The 24,604-nt window shown below is 39.8% G+C and carries 12 protein-coding genes; 6 read left to right on the top strand and 6 right to left on the bottom strand.

Features of this window, described 5'->3' with window-relative positions; all coding sequences use genetic code 11:
* Window positions 1-31: 31 nt before the first annotated feature.
* Entirely contained in the window at window positions 32-616 is a 585-nt protein-coding gene (locus H8744_RS17665; RefSeq protein ID WP_262436111.1) for a hypothetical protein, read from the bottom strand.
* A gap of 5 nt (window positions 617-621) precedes the next feature.
* Window positions 622-1,134: an RNA polymerase sigma factor gene (locus H8744_RS17660; RefSeq protein ID WP_262436110.1), complete on the bottom strand. Its 513-nt coding sequence runs from the start codon at window positions 1,132-1,134 to the stop codon at window positions 622-624.
* A gap of 994 nt (window positions 1,135-2,128) precedes the next feature.
* Here H8744_RS17660 and H8744_RS17655 point away from each other — a divergent pair.
* The 5 genes from H8744_RS17655 to H8744_RS17635 all read left to right on the top strand — a co-directional run bounded on the left by H8744_RS17655 (window position 2,129) and on the right by H8744_RS17635 (window position 15,956).
* Window positions 2,129-6,058 carry a leucine-rich repeat protein gene (locus H8744_RS17655; RefSeq protein ID WP_262436109.1) on the top strand — a complete coding sequence of 1,310 codons (3,930 nt, stop codon included), beginning with the start codon at window positions 2,129-2,131 and terminating at the stop codon, window positions 6,056-6,058.
* 18 nt (window positions 6,059-6,076) lie between these two features.
* Window positions 6,077-13,207, top strand: a complete 7,131-nt coding sequence (locus H8744_RS17650; protein WP_262436108.1) for an InlB B-repeat-containing protein — start codon at window positions 6,077-6,079, stop codon at window positions 13,205-13,207.
* 114 nt (window positions 13,208-13,321) lie between these two features.
* Complete coding sequence (locus H8744_RS17645; RefSeq protein WP_262436107.1) at window positions 13,322-14,164, top strand: glycosyltransferase family protein; 843 nt, start codon at window positions 13,322-13,324, stop codon at window positions 14,162-14,164.
* A 23-nt stretch (window positions 14,165-14,187) separates the two neighbouring features.
* Window positions 14,188-15,057, top strand: coding sequence for an outer membrane beta-barrel protein (locus H8744_RS17640; RefSeq protein ID WP_262436106.1), 870 nt, complete (start codon window positions 14,188-14,190; stop codon window positions 15,055-15,057).
* A 32-nt stretch (window positions 15,058-15,089) separates the two neighbouring features.
* Complete coding sequence (locus tag H8744_RS17635; protein ID WP_262436105.1) at window positions 15,090-15,956, top strand: outer membrane beta-barrel protein; 867 nt, start codon at window positions 15,090-15,092, stop codon at window positions 15,954-15,956.
* Between the two features lie 14 nt (window positions 15,957-15,970).
* On the opposite strand, the gene H8744_RS17630 is transcribed toward H8744_RS17635, so the two are convergent.
* From H8744_RS17630 to H8744_RS17620, 3 genes are read right to left on the bottom strand one after another with little or no spacing between them, the layout of a single operon-like run.
* Window positions 15,971-16,861, bottom strand: a complete 891-nt coding sequence (locus tag H8744_RS17630; RefSeq protein WP_262436104.1) for a vitamin B12 dependent-methionine synthase activation domain-containing protein — start codon at window positions 16,859-16,861, stop codon at window positions 15,971-15,973.
* Window positions 16,858-18,198, bottom strand: a complete 1,341-nt coding sequence (locus H8744_RS17625; RefSeq protein ID WP_262436103.1) for a dihydroorotase — start codon at window positions 18,196-18,198, stop codon at window positions 16,858-16,860. The genes H8744_RS17630 and H8744_RS17625 overlap by 4 nt, the downstream gene beginning before the upstream one ends.
* Entirely contained in the window at window positions 18,195-18,959 is a 765-nt protein-coding gene (locus H8744_RS17620; protein ID WP_262436102.1) for a polyprenol monophosphomannose synthase, read from the bottom strand. The genes H8744_RS17625 and H8744_RS17620 overlap by 4 nt, the downstream gene beginning before the upstream one ends.
* A 113-nt stretch (window positions 18,960-19,072) precedes the next feature.
* Here H8744_RS17620 and mfd point away from each other — a divergent pair, with 113 nt between their 5' ends.
* A complete protein-coding gene (gene mfd, locus H8744_RS17615; RefSeq protein WP_262436101.1) occupies window positions 19,073-22,441 on the top strand; it encodes a transcription-repair coupling factor in 3,369 nt (1,122 codons plus the stop codon).
* A gap of 345 nt (window positions 22,442-22,786) precedes the next feature.
* Here mfd and H8744_RS17610 read toward each other — a convergent pair whose 3' ends face one another.
* On the bottom strand, window positions 22,787-24,598 hold the full coding sequence (locus tag H8744_RS17610; RefSeq protein WP_262436100.1) for a YgiQ family radical SAM protein: 1,812 nt from the start codon (window positions 24,596-24,598) through the stop codon (window positions 22,787-22,789).
* Window positions 24,599-24,604: the final 6 nt, after the last annotated feature.

Genomic DNA, 24,604 nt, shown 5'->3' with positions numbered 1-24,604 from the left:
GATAGAGAATAGAGGTCTAGAATATTTTGAGTTAATCATTATCTTTCAATTCTTTTAATTCATTGAGGTTTTTCTTTATTTCATGCAAGCGTCCCAGATTTTTTCTATAAATCCAGAGAGGAAAAGCGATTCCTATGGCCCATACTATGAAAAAGAAGATGATCATACCCGTACCATGCTGCCATACTTGCCGAGTGAAGAAGAAGAGGACGGCCATAAATAATATAAAGCCGATTCCAATAATTCTTTCACGAATCATCCATCGATGGATACGGTTAAAGCGCGAAATAACCGTGACAAGTGGCAATTCATCTATGTTCGTATCGCTTAAGTAACGGGAACTGAAAATGTCCCAGCCGAAAGCAGGAATCAAGGCAATGAGAATGATCTGATAGTAAATATCAGGGAAAACCCCGTCATAGATAAATGTAAAAATCAAAAAGACAAAAATGATAAGTGCTATTATCCGGAGTCTTTTGTTCAACCGGCTCATAGCATCGATATTTTTTGTTGCATGGTTGATAAGCCGCGAGATATCTTCATCTTTGACTATCTTTTTGTCTTTAAGATGCTCGTCCAATGCATTCCACGATTTTTTTAGTTCTTCCAATTCCATATAAATCAATCCTCCTTTTTCATTTTTTTTAATTTGTCCTTTATACGGCTTAGTTTTGTTGCGATGTTCGTAACTGTCAATCCGGTAATTTCAGCCATTTCCTCATAACTTTTTTCTTCTAGATAAAGCAATATGATAGATTTATCAAGTTGTCCTAATTGGTTGATCATCCGGTATAATTGTCGCAACATTTCCTGTAACGGATCTTTATCTTCCGCCATCCAGTCCGCTTCCCGGGTCAACGTCACAAGCTCCGGCACATTTTTTTCCTTACGGATAAAACTGATGCAGGTATTCAGTGCAATGCGATATATCCATGTGGATACCTTGCATTCTCTCCGGAATTTAGGGTATGCTTTCCACAGATTAAGTATTACATCTTGATAGAGATCGTTGAGTGTAGCATTCGGAGTGGTGTATAGATAGCATACCTTATAAATGATCCGTTCATATTCCCGGATTACTGTAAGGAATTCCTGTTCTACATTGTCTTTGGCTTGTGAGGCTTTTGAGTCCATTGGTTTTCTCGATTGCTTTTTGACTTGTTAGTCGCGAAAGTAATAGTAAAATCACAAATAGTGGAAGATGATTGAATTTATTTATTCGATAAGACAGCTTGCTAAGATATAATTTGTGGCTATGCGGTTGTGGATTTACAACTATAGGATGAAATGATTTATCTTTTTGACAATTTGTCTCTTTAACTTGCCATAAGAACGATATTTTCTAGCGATGGTACTTGTGATTGGAAAAATACGATTGTAGGCCAATTAGGGAAAGTCAGTTTGCTGTTAATTTAGAAGAAGGGACTTTCTTTTGTGTGGATTGTCCTTTGATTTCTTTTTATATAGAAAGTGTTGGGCGACTAAGAGTGCTATTTTGATAGAATATGTATGCTCGCCAGGAGGAGGGAAATGGAAAATAAAAAGGCAAAATAAACTTTAATTCATGAGGATTAAATTCTCATCTGATGAAAAAGTTATTTCATCAGATGAAAATAAACACTTCATTTGATGAAAACACCTATTTTTCCGGTTGAAAATGGTTATTTCTATTAGAAGAAAAGGTCGTTTTATCGGGGAAAAAAGCTCGATTTATCTGTTTTTGAAGAAGAAAAGGAGTTGTCGTCGGGCTATTTCAATCTTTTTATAAAATAGGATGGTTAGTAAAAAAAGAGAAAAGGGTGCTTTTTGTTAGGCATATGTATGTTTTATGGGGTTATGTGATAATTCGTTTATCCAATTCCTGTATTGAGATATGAGTATTCATTGGTAAAATTAGTTTTCGTTCTTGATCTGATATGACATATAATCTGATGTAAATAAGTCTGTTTACTTAATAATAATCTTCTTTTTTTGCAAGCTAAACGTCAATATTGATGTGATAAACGTGAAAACGAACAGAATATGTAATTGTAGTAAATATTTGATTTTGATAGCAACGTTATTGTTCATACATTTGTATGGAATTAATCTTAAGATATCTGTAAATATAACATAAACTATTACTTATATGAAAAGAATTATTACGATGTTGATGGTCATGCTTATGATGGCTATGGGAAACTTTTTGAAAGCTCAAGATTTTAATGTGGCTATCTCTGGTGGAACTCCTTTACCTGTCAATTTTGATCAATCTGAATATCCATGGATTGTCAGTGACGGATGTGTGTCAAGTTCGGATATTGTCGGGTTGAAAACGTCTTGGTTTAGTACGACTATTGAAATCTTAGAGACGGGAGTTGTCAGCTTTGACTATAAGGTACAGAGTTGGGGCTATGGTGAAACTTTTAAATTTTCAATTAATGATTCCGATTCGATATTTTTGCAATCAAGGCAAGATTGGACACATGCATCTTATGAATTAAATAAAGGCATATATACGCTTAAATGGTCGTATATATTAAGCGAAGGATATACTGATGCCTATGCTTATGTGAAAAATTTGGAGATATCCGGGATTGAGACGGACGAACCGTTCTTGGGTCTCATGAAAAACACTGTGAATTTCAAGAATAAACTTCCGGATACAGTGACAAAGGATACGATAGAAGTGATTAATTTGGGTAAACAGGACCTGCAAATAAAAAATATTTCAGGTCTTTCTTCTCCTTTCAATATTATGGACTGGCCTAAAGAAGCCATAAAAGGAGGAGAGAAAGCTAAAATTGTAATAGCATTCTCTCCTGAAAAAGAAGATTATTGGCAGCAACAGTTTCTTGTTGAAACTAATGGTGGTAATCAACTGATCCATATCAAGGCATTATGTTCTGAAGGCTATGGGGTTGAAGTTCCCATTGCCGGAAGTTTATCTTCAATATTGACGCAGGAGCAAAAAGATACCATTACCAATTTATCTTTGATGGGAAGATTGAATGGAGATGATTTTTATGTATTGAGAAGAGATATGCCGAAATTACGAATTGTGAATATGGCGGCAGCATTTGTTAAGGATAAGTCGATTCCGTATGCCGCATTTGAAGGTAATAGAACACTTGAAAAGGTCGTTTTGCCTGTTGACAGTTTGGAGCTTATTGGTGATAATTCATTTCAGAATTGTTCTTCGTTAACTCTCATTGATATTCCGGCTTCCGTATTGACAATAGGTCGATATGCATTTCAAAACTGTTTGTCTTTGAAGGCAATTATGTTGCCTAATTGTACGAGAATAAAAGATTGGGCATTTTCTTATTGTTCGTCTTTAAATAGAATCGAATTTCCACAAATAGCATATATAGAACCGTGTGCTTTTGTTAATTGTAGCATGTTGCCAACAGTAAATTTCCCAATTACGACTCAAGAGTTAGGATGGGATATATTCAACGGTTGCCATAAATTGAAAGAGGTAACTATTCAAGCAGAAACGCCACCGACATCAAGTAATGGTAGTAATATATTCAATGAGTACGGTCGTGTGATGTATGTACCTGCAGGATATGGAAATGTTTATAGCACGGCCACCGGATGGACAAATAATGCAATCGTCGATGGTACGTCTGTAGCAGTTAAAGTTGATGTCGAGACCGCAGGCACTTTAGGTGAAGAAATTTTAAAACAGGTAGAATATGTTTCCAATGTGAATGATCTAACGATTTCCGGTGTTTTGAATTCGGATGATTTTTACCAAATACAGAATAGAATGCCTAATTTAATTTCAATTGACATGAGCGCGGTCAAGATGGAGGCATTGCCTGACTATTTCTTTAATACGAGAACAGCTTTGTTAAATATTAAATTGCCGGAAAACTTGAAAAGTATAGGAAATTATGCTTTTCACCGTTGTTATGGATTAACTGAATTGGCATTACCGGAAGGATTGGAAAGTATAGGGGAATCTGCTTTCAGATATTGCTATTCCTTGGAAAACATAAATTTACCTTCAACTCTTGCGGTAATGGGAAGTTATGCATTTAATGATTGCAGTTCATTAAAGCCTTTGGTAATTCCGAATAGTTTGACTTACATTTCGGAAGGAGCTTTTTGGGGATGTAATTTTAGAAAAGTAACTCTATCTGAAGGTTTGAAAATTATAGGAAGATATGCTTTTTACGGATGTAGCTCTTTAGAGAAAATCGTTTTTCCAAACTCGTTGGAGCGTATCAATTATAATGCGTTTAAAGAGTGTTCTGATTTAAACCAAATCACCTTTCCGGAATCTTCCAAATTAACTACTATGGAAGATGACGCTTTTGGTAAATGCATTTCTCTTAAAGAGGTAATTCTCCCGGCTTCATTGAATTGGTGTGAAACTCCCTTTCAAGAGTGTACTAATTTGAAAAGACTTACTTGTTACGCCTCTGTACCACCGGTTCTAAATGGTAACTATGACCCTCTTTATTATGTAGATAAAACAGATTGTGAACTTTTCGTACCCTATTGGTCTTTGAATAACTATAAGCTGACTCCGGGGTGGGATGCTATTCCTGTCATAAAACCCATAATTGAGGATATGAAGGACATTTATATAAATAGGGCATTAACTTTTGCAGATACCATTCGCCCCGCAAACAACCCGAATGTGATATTGTATGATCAGGGAAGATTTACAATAAATGGTAAAAAAGCACTTTCTTTGGGTAACTATGTTCAAAATCATACTACTTCTCTTGATTGGTATGGAAATCTGACTTGGGATTATTCCTCTTTTACCTCTTTGATCAATGAATCGGAGGGAATGAGGGCAGATTCCGTGGCACTTAAGGTTATTGTGAATAATATGGCAGATAATAAATGGATTTTCTTCTCAGTACCTTTTGATACGAAAGTGGCCGATATGGACATACCGGAAGGCATATTGTATGTTATTTACCGATATGACGGAGCATCACGTGCTACTTCGGGTTCAGGGCAAAGCTGGAAGAAATTGGGAAGCGATGATTTGCTTAATGCCGGTGAAGGGTATATAATTCAATTTAATCAACGGAGTGTCAGTGATTTTGTTCTAAAAGCCTTGAATAATGAGAATAAAAATAAGATCTTTGCCTCGACCGATTTGAGCATTTCTTTAAAAGAACATGTTTCAGAGTTTGTACATAACAGAAGCTGGAATTTTGTGGGCAATCCATATCCTTGCTTTTTCGATATACGATATATTGATTATCAAGCACCTATCACAATTCGTTCGGGAGAGGGTTATAAAGCTTTATCATTGACTGATGATGCTTACGTTTTAAAACCAATGGAAGCGTTCTTCGTACAAAAGCCTGTAGGTGTAGATGCAATAACTTTCCGTTCCGATGGTCGTCAACATGAATCGACCGTTAAAGAAAGGGCTTCAATGATCCAATCCCGTCATGATGAGAATTCTAAAAGAGAGGTTTATAATCTATCATTTGGGGATGAATCGTATGCGGACGAGACTCGTTTCGTAATAAATGACGAAGCGTCGATCGATTATGAAATGGATAAAGATGCTTCTAAATTTATGAGTGAGAATAGAAACCTACCTCAGATATACACAGTAGAAGATGGGGTTACTTATGCTATTAATGAGCGACCTGTAGCTAACCGGGTGATTGCAGTTGGCGTACATGTGGGGCAAGACGGATTATACACATTTTCTTTGAATGAGATGAATAATGCTTCTTCTTCTTATTTTATATATTTGATTGATAAAGAGACACAAAAAGAAGTATTACTAAACGATGGAGACTATTCGGTACATTTGAATCCTGGTGAATATGATCAGCGTTTTGAATTACATATGCGTATTGTACCTACTGGAATAGCTGATTCGATCTCTGAAAATACTTTTGTAACAGTTGATAATGGTCGTATCAATGTAAAAACTGAAATAGGTACGGATATACGAATATATTCTATAACCGGAGAGATGGTAAATGAATATAGGACACAGTATGAGGAAACTTCTATTTCCATATTGCCGGGAGCTTACATTGTGCTTGTGAATGGTCGTTCATTTAAAGCATTAGTAACTGAATAAGTTAAAAGAGGAAATGATATGAAATATTATATTTTTATATTAATGCTTGTCTTTTGTTCGACTAATCTCAGAGGACAAGATGATTTTGACCCACCTACTCCTCCTGAGCCAGGAAGGTTATATTCACTCACGCTGCAAGTAACGCCTGCTGTTGGAGGTGAACCTTCATTCAAAGATACTCGGCAGTTTAATTTAGGAGAATCAGTTGCATTGAATGCTTATGCAAATTATGGATATTCTTTTGTCTGCTGGACGGAAGGAGAGGAAGTAATTTCAGAAAACCAATCATTTAATTATATCGTTCCTGATCGTAACTCTGTATTAACGGCACATTTTAAGTTTGATCCGACTTTGCCTGCCGAACCGGATACGATGCCCACTAAACGTTATCATTTTCTGTATTTATCGTCATCACCCTCGGTTGGAGGAACTTTTAATGTTGAGAGCGGGAGGATGTATGAAGAAGGTACTCAAATTTCCGTTTTGGCGTATCCGAATACAGGTTACGTCTTTGAAGGCTGGCAGAAAGAGGGTCAGTATATATCACAAGAGGTGTCCTATCCTGTTACTATTGGGAAGGAAGATATCTATATTACGGGTGTTTTCCGGTTTGATCCGGTCACTCCCTCCAATCCTGGGGCTAATTATTGGAATGATAAAACAGGGGAAGTTATTATAGATGATTTTACTCCCGGATATTTGAGTACAGCATTAGACAATGTTATCGGTGGCTATGGAAACAGAGAGAAAGTCACCATGGTTACAATTGCCGGTCGAATGAATCAGACAGATTTCGGGATTGCAAGTTACTTGAATAATTGCATATTACTTGACTTAAGTAGGACAAGTGGCTATACCGCAATACCGGACTATGCATTTGATAATACTAATTTGAATTCTGTTATTTTACCGGCAGCTGTAGAACATGTGGGTAATTGGGCTTTTGCCGGCTGCAAAAATCTGACGGATATATCATGTTACGCAATAACGCCTCCTACTGTCGGAACTAATGCATTTCGTGATATAAATGAAGGGGTAGTGATTCGTGTTTTGTCTTCTGCTATTTCATTTTACTCGGAAGCGGATGGTTGGAAAGATTTTACTATATTGCCTTTGTCTGAGGAAGTGCGTACATTGGAAGTGAATCTTCCCACTGGGTCGGAAGATGGGCGTTATAAGAATATGACATTGGAACTGGTTAATGTCCAGAATGGGCAAAAACAGAAATATGTCATCTCAGACCGGGTGACTTATACTTTTAATGGTTTGCTGAAGAATAGTTCATATAATGTATATGTAAAAAATCAATTAGGGGTTGTACTCGGTAAAATCGAAGGTATTGAGGTTAAAGAAGAAAATGTATCTGTAACATTTGATACTTTGTTGGCGCCTCAGACAGTAACTTTAAAAGTTCTTACTCCGGAAGGTGAGGATGTGACTTCATCAATTCAGAATACTTGGCTCACTACTGATAATGTTTATTTGCAGCAAGGTGTTAGCCTAAACGGATTGGTAGCCGGTACAGAAATAAAATACAGGATTGTACTTTCCCAAGATTTAGGTATGCAATATGTTTTACCGGTAGAATCATCTTATGTGATAGAGGACAGTGATAATATTATCTCCTATACGCTTGTGCCCATTCAGGAAGTGACAATTACAGGTTTTGTCAAGGATTTGGCAAATAATAATCCCTTGTTCGGTGCAGCCATATCTGTTTCTCAGATGTTGAATGGAAAATATTCTAAGTCATTTATGGCTAAGACGGATACTAAAGGTGCCTTTACCATGAAGGTATATAATGATATTAGCACGATTACCGTATCCGCAGCAGATTATATCAGTCATACTTTAGAGAAACAAAACTTTGATGATACGACAGATGTTGGAGAAATCAGGTTGAAGTCAATAACCGGTGCAACTATCAATACAATTTTGACCTTTACACCTAGTGCTACGGAAGGTGAAACAGTTGAAACCCAAAACTGGTACACTGATTATGCTAATGTAACTTATAATATTTTCAATGAAACGCAGAATAAATCAATTTCAGAGTTTTCGGTGCAATATCCTTCCATCGTTTTGTTGGAAGAAGTGTCTGAAGGTGACTGTTTACGTATTACTGCTACAAGTAAAAACAATGCGTTTTTACCTGTTACGGTAACAACAACCATTGATGCATTGAATAGAGGCGAAGCTATTTTCCCAATTATAGAATTAGGTGGCATAAAAGCTACTTTTACTTCCACTGATAATAAAACGGTGGTAGGAATTCTCTATGACGGAAAGGGGCAATTAATAAAGAAATACAATTACAGCAATGCCGTTTTAATTATTAATGACCTGCCTGACGGGGATTATTCATTAGTATCAATGGCAAATAGTTCTCTGTTTAACTCAATTTTAAACCTTTCACAATTTTCCGGTTCCGGACTTATTGAAGGTACTGATTATGTGAAAAATAGTGTTATGGTGAAAAGTGGTGTTATTGCTTCGATTGCAAATGACTTAGTTCCTGTTTTAGATGAAAGCAAACTCTACTATACCGGTGAAAATACACTTTTTTCAGTCAATAAGCCATCCATTGTAGCAGGAAACTATCTTACTCTGAAGGGAAAGATTGACTTTAAGAATATTTATTCATCGAAAGTAAGCGAAGTAAAGATGATAGTGGATCTTCCGGAGTCATGTTCCTTTGTCGAGAATTCTGTTATGGTAGGAAGTAAAGTCTCAAGTTATATGTTGGATGGTAATCGTTTGACTGTCCCAATGGAGAATTACAATGAACAGGTTCGTTTCTGTATTATCCCTACTGTAGGAGGAGACTATAGTCCGAATGCATTTGTAGAGTTTACTTTAGAAGATAAAGAAGTACTACAACCCATTGGAGCTGCTAATTTTACGGTAAAGGATTTAACGATTACTGTCCCAAGAACGGTTGCAAAAACAAGTATTCCTGTTAATGGTACGGCTATCGGGAACTCAGATATTGAAATATACGATAATGGTATATTGATCGGACAAACTACTTCTTTGGCGAATGGTATTTGGGCTACTACTTGCGAATTGAATGAGCCGTATAATCTTTCTACACATAGTGTTTATGCGAAAGTTAAGACGAAGCAGGGATTGGAATTGCTATCGGAAACACAAGAATGTTTATACGATGTGAATGCAATACAGGTGTCGAAGGTTATTATGTATCATGACAATCCGGAAATGCATAAGACATACGAAGTCGTTTTTGATTTTCTGAACCCGACAAGCGAAGCACAGAAGTATACCTATTACATATATAATAAGGTGTTTACTTTTACTATTGAATTTACAAATAATGATCCTCAAAAGATTTCAGATGTTATCCTTTATGTGAAAACAGGTGATGGGGTATGGACTTCGCTGAATTCAATTTATGATGAAAAAAAACAACTGTGGGTGGCAAGTGGAGAATTTGGTAATATGTATGATGGTAATATTCCAGTTAATGTATCAGTTGATTACAAAGCTGAGACAGCGGTTTATGCAGATAAGAATCAGTTAGATGACTATCGAGCAGAGGTTGAAAATTTTGTTGATAATTACAATATGTTACTTCAGAAGCTGTCTGAAGCAGAAAAAGATGAAACGGGTGATTCTCTCAAAAGTTTAGCGGAACAGTTAGGTATTTCAATTGATGTTGATATCGATGATGAAGAGTCTGCGGATTTTGCTGCTATGCTAGATTCAATGACAGAGGAAGAGTTTGAAGCTTATAGTGACGTATTAGATGTTGAAATTTCTACATTTTTGGAAGATAATAAAGCATACATCGATAGTATTCGTATTGAGATGGATTGTGATAAGCATGTGAATATCGAAACTGAAGATGGAGCATCTATGATTCTTTCCGATTGTGCCGAGTATCGTGGGTATGATCTGTCGGAAAAAGGGTTTATAACTTTACCTCTAACCAGTGGAGATAGTATTTTTATTTATCAGTCTGATTCCCTTTTTATTTCAATAGATTTTAAAGAAGATCAGTCAGTTAAAATTCTCTATTCAAAAGAGGCCTCTGATACGTCGGTTGATGAAAATAGTCGTCAATCTGCTAAAAGTAGAGATATTTATAAATTAGTTCATAATGCTATATTAGCTGTTAACGAATCTGTGGAAACTATTAAAGGGTTCCAAGTAGATTTAATGAATCGTTTGTTTCAATCTACAAATGAAATTGAAAAAGCAGACAAAGCTATAACGGGTCAGCTGAATAAGGCCATTAACTATTTTAATAAAAGTAAGAATCCTTTAAAAAAAGCATTTTGGTCTGCTAAGATAGTCTCTATACAAACACAAAAAATTTCGAACTCAATAGCACTTGGGGTAGCGAGAAATTGTGCGCCTATCCTCAGAAAAGTTATTCCGATTATTGATTATATTGACATGGCGAATAAACTTTGTAATGATATTAGAACAGCTGGTGAACTCTATCTTTCAATACCGGAGCCATGTCCTAATGATCAAGCTAAAGCAGATGTCTTGGCAATGCAATGTACTTCTTTGTTTGGAGTATTTGCTGCCTATGCTACAGGGCGTTTATTGCTTCGGGCACAAGCCGACGCCAAGATTGCTACTGGAGTTGTGGCAGCAATTCCATCTGGCGGAACAAGTCTTTTGGCAACGCTTTGGGGGTTGGTCGATAAAGTGGTATTATCTTTTGCATTAGATATTGTGTATGATAAGACTCGTAATGCCGTTATACGCAAACTTTCAAATGATATTAAAAGTCTTCAATGTGAAAGTACTCCTCCTCCCCCTGATGGAGGTAGCAGTGGTGGTGGGTATGATTCCGGAAATCCGGATGCCGATCCCTCTATTGATCCTTCCGGTTATGTTTATGAAGCCGTAAGTAGTAACCGTTTACCTGGTGTGACCGCTACCTGTTATTACAAAGAAATGGTAGAAGATATGTACGGAGATTTGCATGAAGAAATAGTGCTTTGGGATGCTGCCGAATATGCTCAGGAAAATCCGCTGTTTACCGATGAAATGGGAATGTATCGTTGGGATGTTCCACAAGGCTTATGGCAAGTGAAATTTGATAAAGAGGGTTATCAAACTACCTATAGCGAATGGTTGCCTGTTCCTCCTCCGCAGCTGGAAGTGAATATTCCGATGGTGCAGAGTGTACAACCAACCGTGAAGAATGCTCGTGCATATGAGGATGGCATTGAAGTTGAGTTTGACAAATATATGCTTCCGGATGCTTTGGATACAGACAATATTTTTGTTACCAAGAATGAGGAAGTTATTTCCGGTACGATTAAGCTGATGAATGAGGAGTGCGCATATGAAGATAATGCGGATACATATGCTTCAAAAGTTCGTTTTGTACCCGAGGTTCCTTTCTTGACAACCGATGAGATTACTTTAACGGTCAGTCGAAAGGTTAAGAGCTATGCCGGCATCCAAATGGAATCTGACTACATTCAGGCTTTTGATATAGAGAAAGAAGTTAGGAGCATAGTTGCTGATTCACTGATAAAAGTAGCTTATCATGGAAGTAAACAAATTACGGTAAGCACCTTGCCTTTTGATGCAGCCATTGGTAAGAAGTTGGTGGCACGTTCTTCCTCATCGATGATAACTGCCATAACGGAGGAAGCGGTTTTGGACGAAAATGGGCAAGCGACGCTGACCTTGACGGGGGAATTGCCGGGAACTTCTGTGATTATTTATTCTATAGAAGATGTGGATGTACAAGGAATGTCTGTCATAAATGTAATTGATGGGGAATCTTTACAAACAGCGACTCCGGTTGCCTCACGTGTTTCGGGTACTGCCGTTTATCGTAACACACAGGTAGCTTTAACTTGCGAGACGGAAGGGGCTGTGATTTATTATACTACTGACGAATCTTGTCCATGTGATGAAAATGGTACCCGTCAGGTATATACGGATCCGATAGCTATCACTGAAGATATGACTATAAAAGCAGTCGCTGTGGCTGAAGATAGGGAAGAGAGTGAAATTGCTACATTTACTTTTACGATTAAGACAACTTCTTTAGGGCTGGATTTGAAGAAGGGATGGAACTGGGTATCTCATAATTTGGAAACCGATATTCCGGTGAAAGACATATCTGAAAATGCAATTCGTATAGTAGGTAAGACATCGGAATTGGTGAATGATCCTGTTTCCGGTTTTGTTGGGGGCTTGGTCTCTCTTTCTCCTATGGAAACTTACAAGATCGAAGTATCTGAAAATACAGTTCACACATTGAATGGATATGAATTTAATGCGGGTGCGACACCTGTTGCTTTACATGCCGGATGGAACTGGATTGGTTATCCTGTTTCACAGACTATGACGGTCAGCGAAGCATTTGCCAATGCAGAACCGGAAGCGCTAGATTATATTTTCGGACGCGAAGGTTTTGTACAGTTTGTCAATGGACAATGGCTGGGGACTTTACAAGTTATGAAACCTGGAAATGGTTATTTATACCATTCACAATCAGAGAAGTCGTTTATCTATAATACATCCATCGTTTCAAAAGCGAAGTCACTTTATGGTAAGGGTATGAAGAATACTTCAAATTGGGCAGTCGATAAATATGCCTATCCTAACATGATGTGTATGATTGCTGAGATATATAAAGAGGATGAGAAGCTGGATGCTGGACGTTATTCTATTGGTGCCTTTTGCGGAACGGAATGTCGGGGTATCAGCCAGTATGTAGATGATAAACAGATGATGACGATCTTTGGTTCCGGTGATGAAAATATTGACTTCCGAATAATGGATCATGAAAGTGAAAAGGTATATACCGTACAGAAATCAGAGAAGTTTGCAGAAGTATTGTTAGGTAACTTACTTGAACCTTATACGTTGCAGATGGGAGATGAGTATACGGGAATCAAAGAAATGGAATCCGACTTGAAAATATATCCTGTAGTAGTGTCCGATCGTCTTTATGTTTCATCTGGTACTAAAGCCATTGATCGAGTTTCACTTACAAATATCTATGGAAATATAGTGCTTATGCAGACACATGTAGAAGGAAGTTCAGGATTAAAAGTGAATGATTTACCTGATGGAGTTTATATTGTGACAGTAGTACAAGATGGTGAAACTTTCTACAAAAAAATAGTGAAAGTATCCAAGCAGTAATATTAAAACGCTTGTTTGGAAAGTAAATACTAAATATTGGGCTTTATCTTTCTTTTGAGAGGAGGGTAAAGCCTTTGTTTATAAACTTAAACGAAATTATAAATAGAATAAGACATGAGAAAAATTTTGGGATTGTGCTGTTGCATATTATTGGGGCTTTCAGCGTGTGAGGAAATGGATGAATATTACCCCACGATAGAATATGCAGAACTGAGTGATAGTGTAAGGACCACGTCTGATTTGACATTGGAAGAACAATACGGATTACTAGATTATAATTGTAGTCATTATGGATATGCTTATATCTCTTTACCTCAAGGGTATGTCTTTTCGACAAAATTATTGGAGGGAATAAGTAAGAATAGAGCGTATGAGTTCTTTTTTGCAATATCAAGAAATAAGGAAGATCTTCTACAAGAAATACCTTATTATATAAAAGAGTCACATATACATTATCTAAAAGATGATGGAAACTTTATAGGATTCATGGAAAAGGATAATTATCAGTTTTCTTCAGGAACTTATTATTATTGTCTGATGCAACATAATAGTTCATATCATCCGGGTTTAGTCGATGAATGTCTTGAAAATTATTATGGTTATTCGAGTAAGAAATGTAGTGATATCCACTCGTTTGAAATTAAAAATGATCCTTATATCAGTATTGAATATATAGAGTGGAATGGAGCATCTGTTTCTTTTAGTGGTAATTACAATGTTTCGGATAGTGATGATGTTGTGGCGACAGGCTTGTGCTACAGTTTAATCGATCAGATGCCTACAATAAATTCTTATGGATGTGAAAGTATATTTGGGGATTCTGGAATCACAGGTTATATGAATTGGAGTCAGAGTATTGGGAACTTGGATCTTAATGTTACTTATTATGTACGTGCATTTCTTTTGACTAAAGAAGGGATTGCATATAGCTCGGTACATGCGCTAACGACAAAATGATAATTTAAAGTAATTACGATAGTATGAAACGGATATTAATGGGGTTAATCAGCCTTTTCTGTGTGATGATTGCATTGGCACAAACGCATGATGTGCGTGGGGAGGTTTTTGATAGAAAACATGAACCGATAGTGGGAGCTTTGGTTCGAGTGGCAGGAACGGACTTGAATACTGTGACTGATATGGATGGAAATTTTTTGTTACGTGACGTGCCAAAGGAAGCTGAAATATTGATCATTGAATCTATAGGTATGGAAACACGCAAGGTAAAGTTAAATGAACCGATTCAGATGACACCCAGGCGGAAAAAGCTCTCATTTGTAGCGAAAGCCGGAATAAATATGAGTAAATATACCATGACAGGATCGGATTATAAAATGGGTTATGAATTCGGATTGGGAATTGAAGTGCGTATGTCAAAACATTGGGCTTTCCAAACAGGAGTTGATTTTTGTAGCCGTGGTGCCAGATATGAAGCATCATTTAATAATAGTATTTACAAGGAAGTCTGGAATCCGGTAATGCTTGATTTGCCAATCCGTTTCCTTGTCAGATGGAGATTAGCACGTAATACAAATTTAGTAGCATCTTTCGGACCGCTGCTTTCATGTGGCATAGGTGGTAAAGCTAAGGTGTCTGAAACAGGACGGGCTGATCAGGAATATGATATTTTTTCTGGCAACTATAAGAGACCGTGGGGAAAGGAAGCATATGCTTTGTTAGATCGTTTTAATTTTGGTGCAGTATACGGGATGGGTATTGAATATAAAAAATGGTTGGTAGGTGTGACGGGGAAAAATATCGCTTTAATCGCAGATGATGGCTATAGTTTTTTCGGATATGTAGTCGATCATAATGTGGCTTTGACTTTTGGGGTTTCCTATCGTTTTTGATTAAATATGCTTTATAATAAAAGATAAATGAAATGAGAAAAAGAAGGTTGTTTGCATATATATTGATGGTTTGTTGTTGCTTGGCGGACGTAATAGCCCAAACACAAAAAGTAATTGGACAGATAATTGATGAAGATTATAATCCGGTACAAAATGCTACAGTTAAGGTAAAAGGTACGAATCTGACTACCACTACTGATAAAGATGGTAACTATGTTTTGGAAGAAGTGCCTCTTATCCTTGATACTCTGGAAGCGGAAAAAGGACGTAGAAAAAACAGGGGAATTGAAGTTCCGATGAAAATAAAGATGAGAACGCAAGTGATGGATCGCTTTTCTTGGTTTATAAAAGCCGGGATAGGTACTTCTCAATTTATAGGTGCAGATTATACCATGTTCTCCGAAGAAAATCCGGAAGGAAATCTTACCTATTACGGTGGAGCCGGAATAGACATCAGGTTGGGACGGCATTGGTCGTTCCAAACGGCCGTGATATTGTCTTATACAAAGTTACTCGACAGGGGCTATGATTATAATACTTCATCCTATTATAAAAGAAAAATCAGTCATGATCCTTTGTCGTTGGAGTTTCCACTATTGTTTGCCCTGAAATTCAAAATCGCAAACCGTACAAATCTTGTGTTTGATCTGGGGCCTTATGTCAGTTTAGGCATTAGCGGGGAACAAAAATATTATGTTTATGATTCAAGCTATAAGAATGACGTATTACATACAGTCGATTTATATGGCAGACGTTTTACCGGTGGAGGAATCGCAGGTGTGGGAGTTGAGATTCGTGACCATTATTTGATAGGTACTTCATTCAAGATAGGAGCTACTTGTATGGATCATGGAGAAAGCTATATGACATTCTCTTTCGAATTAGGATATAAATTTTAATTCCGAATCAGTGGTCAATCTTGTAAGTTTGCTGCCAGGAATTTCCTCATCTCTTCTACGGTTTTTCCTCGGCGGTGTGCATAATCGGCAAGTTGATCCTCTCCAATTTTTCCGACAGAGAAGTATTCGGAAGCGGGATGGGAAAACATCAAGCCGCATACGGAGGCATGGGGATGCATGGCTCCGTTTTCTGTCAGGGAAATTCCGATCTGTTCCATGCCTAATAATTCATTTAGCAGGAAGTTTATAGATTGATCGGGGAGGGAAGGATAACCAACGGCAGGACGTATGCCTTGATATTTCTCAACGAGGAGATCGGGGATGGTCAGATGTTCATCTTTTGCATATCCCCAAGCTTCTTTACGTACATATTCATGCATCTTCTCTGTTCCTGCCTCAGCCAGACGGTCGGAAAGAGTTTGTACGAGTATGTGCTTATAAGGATCTTTTTCATATACCCCTTCCATATCGGCATCGATGGTCGATGCAAATGCACCGGCAATATCCGTAATTCCGGAGGATACAGGACGAATAAAATCACTCAGGCAAAGAAAAGGTGTATCCTCCCGCTTTTTGACTTGCTGGCGGAGAAGCGGGAAAGTCATACCGTCTAAAATGAGATTATCACCATCGGAATTTGCTTCGCAAAGCTTAAAGAGGGTTTTCACTTCAAAATCCTTATCGAGTAAATCGAGCATCCGGTTAGCCTCTTTAAAAAGCTGCATCGCTTCCGACGCCTTTGGACGTTCTTCTTCCGGAAAGGTCGTAAGCCATGAGGCACGGCACACATCACAACCATGTATGTTGGCTATGGCTGCAAAACGAGGTTGAAAGCCCCATGCGTGAAAGAAGTAGATCCAATTAATGTAAGGACTGACTTCATGAATTTTATAGGAGATGATCATAAGAATCTCAATTCTTGTCCACGATAATTCTCATCTATTGTTTCGTCAGAATACAGCAAATGACCATTGGCAAAAGTTTTTTCTACCTTCCAATGGAAAGTGTGTCCTTCAAGCGGGCTCCATTTGCATTTACTGAGAATGCAGTCATTAGTTACTGTCCATTCCGTATCCGGGCGTACAAGGACTAAGTCCGCCTGATTACCTTTACGGATATATCCGCGATTGTGTATTTCATAAATCTCGGCAGGGGCATGGCACATCTTTTCAACGACTTTCTCTAGGGTGAATACTCCTTCATCGACCAGTTCGAGCATACTTACGAGTGAGAATTGTATCATCGGCATACCGGAAGTTGCTTTTAATGCGCCTCCTTCTTTCTCTTTCAGCAGGTGAGGAGCATGATCTGTTCCGATTACATCTATCAGTCCGGAGTTTACCCCATCCCGCAATGCGTTTCGCTCTTTCAATTTAATGGCAGGATTGCATTTAATGCGTGTTCCTAAAGTTTGGTAATCATTCGAATTATACAATAAATGGGCAATACAGGCTTCGGATGTAATACGTTTTTCGGATAAGGGAATATTTTCAAATAATTGCAACTCCTTAGAGGTCGATACGTGAAGTATATGCAAGCGTGCATCGGCTATCCTTGCCAGACGAATGGCAAGTTCGGAAGATTGGTAACATGCTTCTGTGGAACGGATGGCAGGGTGGTATTTCAGAGGTACATCACCGTCTACTCCATATTCTTCCAGATATTTAGCTGTATTTTCTTTTATGATTGCCTGATCTTCACAATGTGCGGCAATCAGTAAATCAGTACTGTTGAAGATGTTCAGTAAACTGGTCATTTTATCGACCAACATGTTGCCCGTACTCGATCCCATGAAAAGCTTAATGCCACAAACACGATGTTTGTCCAATTGTCCCATCAGAAGGTAATTGTTGTTGGTAGCTCCGAAATAACAGGAATAATTCACGGAACATTTCTCTGCCATCAGGTCGAGCTTTTCATTCAAGGCTTCCAAAGTGGTAGTTTGCGGATTCGTATTCGGCATGTCCATAATGGAAGTCACTCCACCCGCTGCTGCCGCACGGCTCTCGGTACAAATATCCGCCTTATGGGTAAGTCCCGGATCACGGAAATGGACATGGTCGTCAATTACGCCTGGAAGCAGGTAACATCCGACTGCATTGATGATTTCATCACAAGGTGCAGACGGTTCCTGTTCTTCCACCAGTATTTCCGCTATTTTTTCTCCTTCTATAACTACCGAACCGGGCACTTGCAGCCCTTCATTCACGATGATTGCATTTTTTATCAGGGTTCTTTTCATGACTTTCCAGATTCACTCTTAATGGTTGGATACTTACGAAACCAACTGTTTACTTTTAATTTTATGACTCCGAACACAGCTTCTCCAAATATGCTACTGTTCATTTTGGAAGTTCCCAGTTCACGATTAATAAAGATCACTGGGACTTCAATGATCTTAAATCCGCATTTATAGGCCGTGAACTTCATTTCTATCTGAAAAGCATAACCTTTGAAACGGATACCGTCCAGATCGATCGTTTCGAGTACACGACGGCGGTAACATTTGAAACCGGCCGTGGTGTCCTGCACTGGAATTCCCGTGATAAGGCGGACATATTTGGATGCAAAATACGACATCAGGACTCTTCCCATCGGCCAGTTTACTACATTTACACCACTGATATACCGTGACCCGATTGCCACATCTCCACCGTCCACAGCACAAGCTTTATACAGGCGGGGCAAATCGAGTGGATTGTGGCTGAAATCAGCATCCATTTCGAAGATGTATTCGTAACTGTGGGCTAGTGCCCATTTGAATCCGGTGATGTATGCAGTACCTAACCCGAGTTTGCCTTTTCGTTCGATCATGAACAGGCGTTCCGGAAACTCATTCTGTAGCTTTTTGACAATATCGGCTGTACCATCAGGTGAACCGTCTTCGATGACAAGGATATGAAATACTTTTTCCAGTCCGAATACGGCACGTATGATATTCTCTATGTTTTCCCGCTCATTGTAAGTGGGGATAATTACAATGCTGTCCGATGATGTCTGCATGATCGTATCTGTATTTGCACACAAATGTAACGCTTTTCCGTTACTTACAAAAAATTGTGCGTCAAAACTAAGGATTATTTAGTACTTTTGCCGGGAAATTGTGTTATATTCTTATGACTATCACTGAACTGCAACAACGATATGCCGCTCATCCCAATGTAGCGGCCATAAACCGGTTATTGGAGGATGCTTCCGTAAAGCATATTTTTTGCGGAGGGCTCAGCGCATCTTCCGCATCGCTATTTTCGTCTGTGCTTGTGGCGCAGGATTCCAACCCGTTTGTCTTTATATTGGGTGATTTGGAAGAAGCCGGTTATTTTTATCATGATCTCACACAAGTGTTGGGGACGGAAAAGGTGTTGTTTTTTCCCTCTTCTTTCCGGCGTGCCATCAAATATGGGCAAAAAGATGCAGCAAATGAGATTTTGCGTACCGAGGTACTCAGCCGTTTACAAAAGGGAGAACAAGGACTTTGCATCGTAACTTATCCGGATGCTTTGGCGGAGAAGGTCGTTTCGCAGGCGGAACTGAGCGACAAGACATTAAAGATAAGTGTCGGTGAGCGTGTCGACTCTGTCTTTGTCACCGAAGTATTGCACAGTTATGGGTTCGAGTATGTGGATTACGTATATGAGCCGGGACAGTATGCGGTTCGTGGCAGTATTATCGATGTTTTTTCTTTCTCTTCGGAATATCCCTACCGTATAGATTTCTTTGGTGACGAGGTAGAAAGCATCCGGACATTCGAAGTAGAATCTCAGCTTTCACGGGAGAAAAAGGAGGGGATTGTGATTGTCCCCGATCTTGCAGTGACGGGCAAGGTGACTACTTCTTTCCTTGATTTCATCCCGAAAGATACGGTACTGGCCATGCGTGATTTTCTTTGGCTTCGTGAACGCATTCAGGTGGTACACGATGAGGCTTTGACTCCACAGGCATTTGCCGTGCAGGAAGCTGAGGAAAATGGTGGGATTACGTTAGAAGGAAAGCTGATCGATGGAAGCGAGTTTACAGTACGAGCCCTTGATTTCCGAAGGATGGAATTTGGAACGAAACCGACAGGTACGGTGGATGCCACAGTCAGCTTTCATACAACGGCACAGCCTATATTCCATAAGAATTTCGATCTTGTGTCCGCTTCTTTCAAAGAATACCAGGAAAGAGGGTATACATTATATATATGCAGTGACAGTACGAAACAGACGGATCGTATCCGTGCTATTTTTGAAGACCGGGGTGACAAGATATCTTTTATAGCCGTGGAACGGACGCTGCATGAAGGTTTTGCCGATGACACGTTGAAGATTTGTATTTTTACGGATCATCAACTGTTCGACCGTTTTCACAAATATAACTTGAAGAGTGACAAGGCCCGAAGCGGTAAAGTGGCATTGAGCCTGAAAGAACTCAATCAGTTCACTCCCGGGGATTTCGTTGTGCATACCGATCATGGTGTGGGACGTTTTGCCGGATTAGTCCGTATCCCCAACGGTGATACGACGCAGGAGGTGATGAAACTGGTTTATCAGAATGAAGACGTTGTTTTTGTTTCTATCCATTCTTTGCACAAGGTTTCAAAGTACAAGGGTAAAGATGGAGAAGCGCCCCGGTTGAATAAACTGGGTACGGGTGCGTGGGAAAAGTTGAAAGACCGTACCAAGACGAAAATAAAAGATATTGCCCGCGACCTGATAAAACTTTACTCGCAACGTCGGGAAGAAAAAGGATTTGCCTATAGTCCGGACAGTTTTTTGCAGCGTGAATTGGAAGCATCCTTCATTTATGAAGATACGCCCGACCAAAGCAAGGCTACTGCCGAAGTAAAAGCTGATATGGAACGGGATCGTCCGATGGATCGTCTTGTCTGCGGGGATGTCGGTTTTGGCAAAACGGAGGTTGCCATTCGTGCCGCATTCAAGGCCGTAGCTGATAATAAGCAAGTAGCCGTGTTGGTGCCCACCACGGTCTTGGCTTACCAGCATTACCAGACTTTCCGAGATCGTTTGAAGGGGCTTCCTTGTAAAGTTGAATATTTGAGCCGTGCCCGCACGCCTGCCCAGGCAAAAGCAGCTCTGAAAGGATTGAAAGAGGGAGAAGTAGGTATACTCATCGGTACGCACCGTATCTTGGGAAAGGATGTTCATTTCAAGGATCTCGGTTTGTTGATTATCGATGAAGAACAGAAGTTTGGTGTTTCCGTGAAAGAAAAACTACGGCAGTTGAAGGTCAATGTCGATACGCTCACGATGACAGCGACTCCGATACCTCGCACGCTTCAATTTTCATTGATGGGAGCCAGGGATTTGAGTGTGATTTCTACACCACCGCCTAACCGTTACCCTATCCAAACGGAATTGCATACATTTAACGAAGAGATTATTGCCGATGCCATTAATTTTGAGATGAGCCGTAATGGACAGGTTTTCTTTGTGAACAATCGGATATCAAACCTACCTGAACTGAAAGCCATGATCCTCAGGCATATACCGGATTGCCGGGTGGCTATCGGACATGGGCAGATGGAGCCGGCACAATTGGAACAGGTGATTCTTGGCTTTGTAAACTATGATTATGATGTGTTGTTGGCTACTACGATCATAGAGAGTGGGATCGACATACCCAACGCCAACACGATTATTATTAACCAGGCGCAGAACTTTGGCTTGAGTGACTTGCATCAGATGCGTGGCCGTGTAGGCCGTAGCAATAAAAAGGCATTCTGTTATTTGCTGGCTTCCCCGCTCTCTTCGTTGACACCCGAAGGCAAACGTCGTTTGCAGGCCATTGAGAATTTTTCTGATCTGGGAAGCGGTATCCATATTGCCATGCAAGATCTTGACATTCGTGGTGCAGGTAATATGTTGGGTGCCGAACAAAGTGGCTTTATCGCTGATTTAGGATATGAAACCTATCAAAAGATTCTGTCCGAAGCTGTGCATGAGTTGAAAACGGACGAGTTTGCCGAACTGTATGCCGATGAAGTTAAAGGGGAAGGCATCGTTACAGGTGAACAGTTTGTAGAGGAATGTCAGGTAGAAAGTGACCTCGAATTATTGTTGCCCGCCACCTATGTGATAGGAAGTAGTGAACGTATGCTTCTTTATCGTGAATTGGATGGACTGACGCTGGACAAAGATGTCGAAGCTTTCCGTTCCAGACTGGAAGACCGTTTCGGACCCGTACCACCGGAGACGGAAGAGTTGCTCCGCATTGTCCCGTTACGTCGTCTGGCTGCCCGTTTGGGAGCAGAAAAGGTGTTCCTTAAAGGAGGTCGCATGACATTGTTTTTTGTATCCAATCCCGAAAGCCCGTTTTACCAGAGCCAAGCTTTTGGTAAAGTGATCGACTATATGATGAAATATACCCGGCGTTGTGATTTACGCGAACAAAATGGGAGACGTTCGATGTTGATAAAGGATATACCGGATGTGGAGAATGCTGTGAGCGTATTGCAGGAGATTGTGGCACTTCCGGTAAAATAGGATATTTCGATGGTTTATTTCAGGTTGGATGCAAGGAAAATATGTTACATAATGCACTGCCTGGGAATGCTGGCCTTTTACGTCGGTGAGGAACACTTTGGAGATCACCGATGAAGGGGATGTTCATCGGTGAGGAAGAGGGTGTTCATCGGTGAAGAACGACCCCTTCATCACCGAGGTGGAAATGTATCTATTATATGTTGATTATCACAAGATTAATTTCTACTGTCCTTCATCGGTTAAAGGCAATTTTACTTCTTGAGATACAATGATAAAGATTGGAGGATAGTAAGACAATCATACAAAGCGTTTCGTTGTGGATAGCAGCTTTCATTCTAAGCGATCTTACCTCTTTCCATACAATTTCTCAATCAAATCCGAACGTCCGATACGTCGTAGTTCATTAATTATATTTTTTCTTTCTTCCGGTTTGTACCAGAAAAAGAATTGCCTTTGTGCCAACTTTTCCCGCGCGGTCCGGGCACTGAATATAGGTTCTAATGTATAGGGATGGAATCCTGTGTACCACGCTTCAGTTGCTACGGTCATAGGAGTAGGGGTGAAGTCCTGAACCTGTTCCAGATGGAAATCCAACCGTTTGGTGATCACTGCGAGTTCAGCCATGTCTTCTTCTTTACAGCCGGGATGGCTGGAAATGAAGTAAGGAATCAGTTGTTGCCGCAGATTCTTTTCGGCATTGATACGGTCGAATATCTTTTTGAATTCTCCGAATTGGTTGAATGACGGTTTCCGCATGATGTTCAATACCCGGTCACTTGTGTGTTCCGGTGCTACCTTCAATCTGCCGCTGACATGCTTTTCAATGAGTTCACGCGTATATTCAGCCGTACTGCGGTTTACGACCGGATCTTTGCTTTGGTGCAATAGCAAGTCATACCGCACACCGCTACCGATAAAGGACTTTTTAATGCCCGGCAACGCATCTACCGCATAATAGATGTCCAGTAACGGACGGTGATCCGTATTCAGGTTGGGACATATTTTCGGATGGATACAGGAAGGGCGTTTACATTTTCGGCAGATGGTATCGTCTTTCCCCTTCATTTGGTACATGTTGGCGGAAGGACCTCCCAAATCACTCAGATATCCTTTGAAGTCGGGTAGCTGCATCACTTCTTTCACCTCTTTCAGTATGGATTCTTTGCTGCGGCTGACAATAAATTTTCCTTGGTGCGCTGAGATGGTACAAAATGCACACCCTCCGAAGCATCCGCGATGGATGTTCACTGAAAATTTTATCATATCGTAGGCTGGGATACGCTTCCCCTTGTATTTGGGATGGGGAAGGCGGGTATAAGGCAGATCGAAAGAACGATCCAATTCCTCTTGGGTCATGGGGGGATAGGGTGGATTGACTACAACGATTTGCTGGCCTGTCGATTGCAAGATTCGAGCAGCTTCATATTTATTTGACTCCTCTTCGATATGACGAAAATTGGCAGCTTGTTTTTTCTTGTCTCTCAAGCATTCTTCGTGCGAATAGAGTACGATGTCCTCTTCCTTTTGTTCCGCTTCTTTGCATACATATGCGGTTTGGGGGATGTCGTGCGGGATTTCGGAATTTATAGCCAAACGTTTGCATAGTTCGGCAATGGGCTTTTCTCCCATCCCATATATTAGCAAATCGGCACCACTGTCACAGAGAATGCTTTTTTGTATCTTGTCCTGCCAATAGTCATAATGGCTCAAACGGCGCATACTGGCTTCGATTCCACCCAGTACAACAGGCACGTCCGGATAAAGTTTCTTTAAAATCTGGCTATACACGATTGAAGGATATTCCGGTCGCATATCCGGTCGTCCGTCGGGAGTGTAGGCATCTTCACTGCGCAGACGTTTGTTTGCCGTATATTTGTTCACCATGGAATCCATGCATCCGGCTGAAATGCCAAAGAATAAACGGGGACGTCCCAGCTTTTTAAAGTCACGTAAATCGTCACGCCAATTCGGTTGGGGAACGATGGCTACTTTTAATCCCTGAGCTTCGAGAATACGTCCGATTACAGCAGGACCGAATGAGGGGTGATCGACATATGCATCACCGCTGAACAGGATGACATCGAGTTCATCCCATCCACGGAGTTCTACTTCTTTCTTTGTAGTAGGTAACCAATCTGTTAGTCGGTAATCTTTCATTCTGCA

This window comes from Jilunia laotingensis, from assembly GCF_014385165.1.
In the GTDB taxonomy this organism is placed as follows: Bacteria; Bacteroidota; Bacteroidia; order Bacteroidales; family Bacteroidaceae; genus Bacteroides; species Bacteroides laotingensis.
The sequence above is the reverse complement of the archived record's forward strand: the minus strand, read 5'-3'. Positions and strand labels throughout refer to the sequence as shown.

Bases quoted from the DNA above. Each gene is read 5' to 3' on its own strand.
- H8744_RS17655 (WP_262436109.1), top strand. From the start codon at position 2,129: ATGAAAAGAATTATTACGATGTTGATGGTCATGCTTATGATGGCTATG.
- H8744_RS17625 (WP_262436103.1), bottom strand. From the start codon at position 18,198: ATGAAAAGAACCCTGATAAAAAATGCAATCATCGTGAATGAAGGGCTG.
- H8744_RS17630 (WP_262436104.1), bottom strand. From the start codon at position 16,861: ATGATCATCTCCTATAAAATTCATGAAGTCAGTCCTTACATTAATTGG.
- H8744_RS17620 (WP_262436102.1), bottom strand. From the start codon at position 18,959: ATGCAGACATCATCGGACAGCATTGTAATTATCCCCACTTACAATGAG.
- H8744_RS17635 (WP_262436105.1), top strand. From the start codon at position 15,090: ATGAGAAAAAGAAGGTTGTTTGCATATATATTGATGGTTTGTTGTTGC.
- mfd (WP_262436101.1), top strand. From the start codon at position 19,073: ATGACTATCACTGAACTGCAACAACGATATGCCGCTCATCCCAATGTA.
- H8744_RS17665 (WP_262436111.1), bottom strand. From the start codon at position 616: ATGGAATTGGAAGAACTAAAAAAATCGTGGAATGCATTGGACGAGCAT.
- H8744_RS17650 (WP_262436108.1), top strand. From the start codon at position 6,077: ATGAAATATTATATTTTTATATTAATGCTTGTCTTTTGTTCGACTAAT.
- H8744_RS17640 (WP_262436106.1), top strand. From the start codon at position 14,188: ATGAAACGGATATTAATGGGGTTAATCAGCCTTTTCTGTGTGATGATT.
- H8744_RS17645 (WP_262436107.1), top strand. From the start codon at position 13,322: ATGAGAAAAATTTTGGGATTGTGCTGTTGCATATTATTGGGGCTTTCA.
- H8744_RS17610 (WP_262436100.1), bottom strand. From the start codon at position 24,598: ATGAAAGATTACCGACTAACAGATTGGTTACCTACTACAAAGAAAGAA.
- H8744_RS17660 (WP_262436110.1), bottom strand. From the start codon at position 1,134: ATGGACTCAAAAGCCTCACAAGCCAAAGACAATGTAGAACAGGAATTC.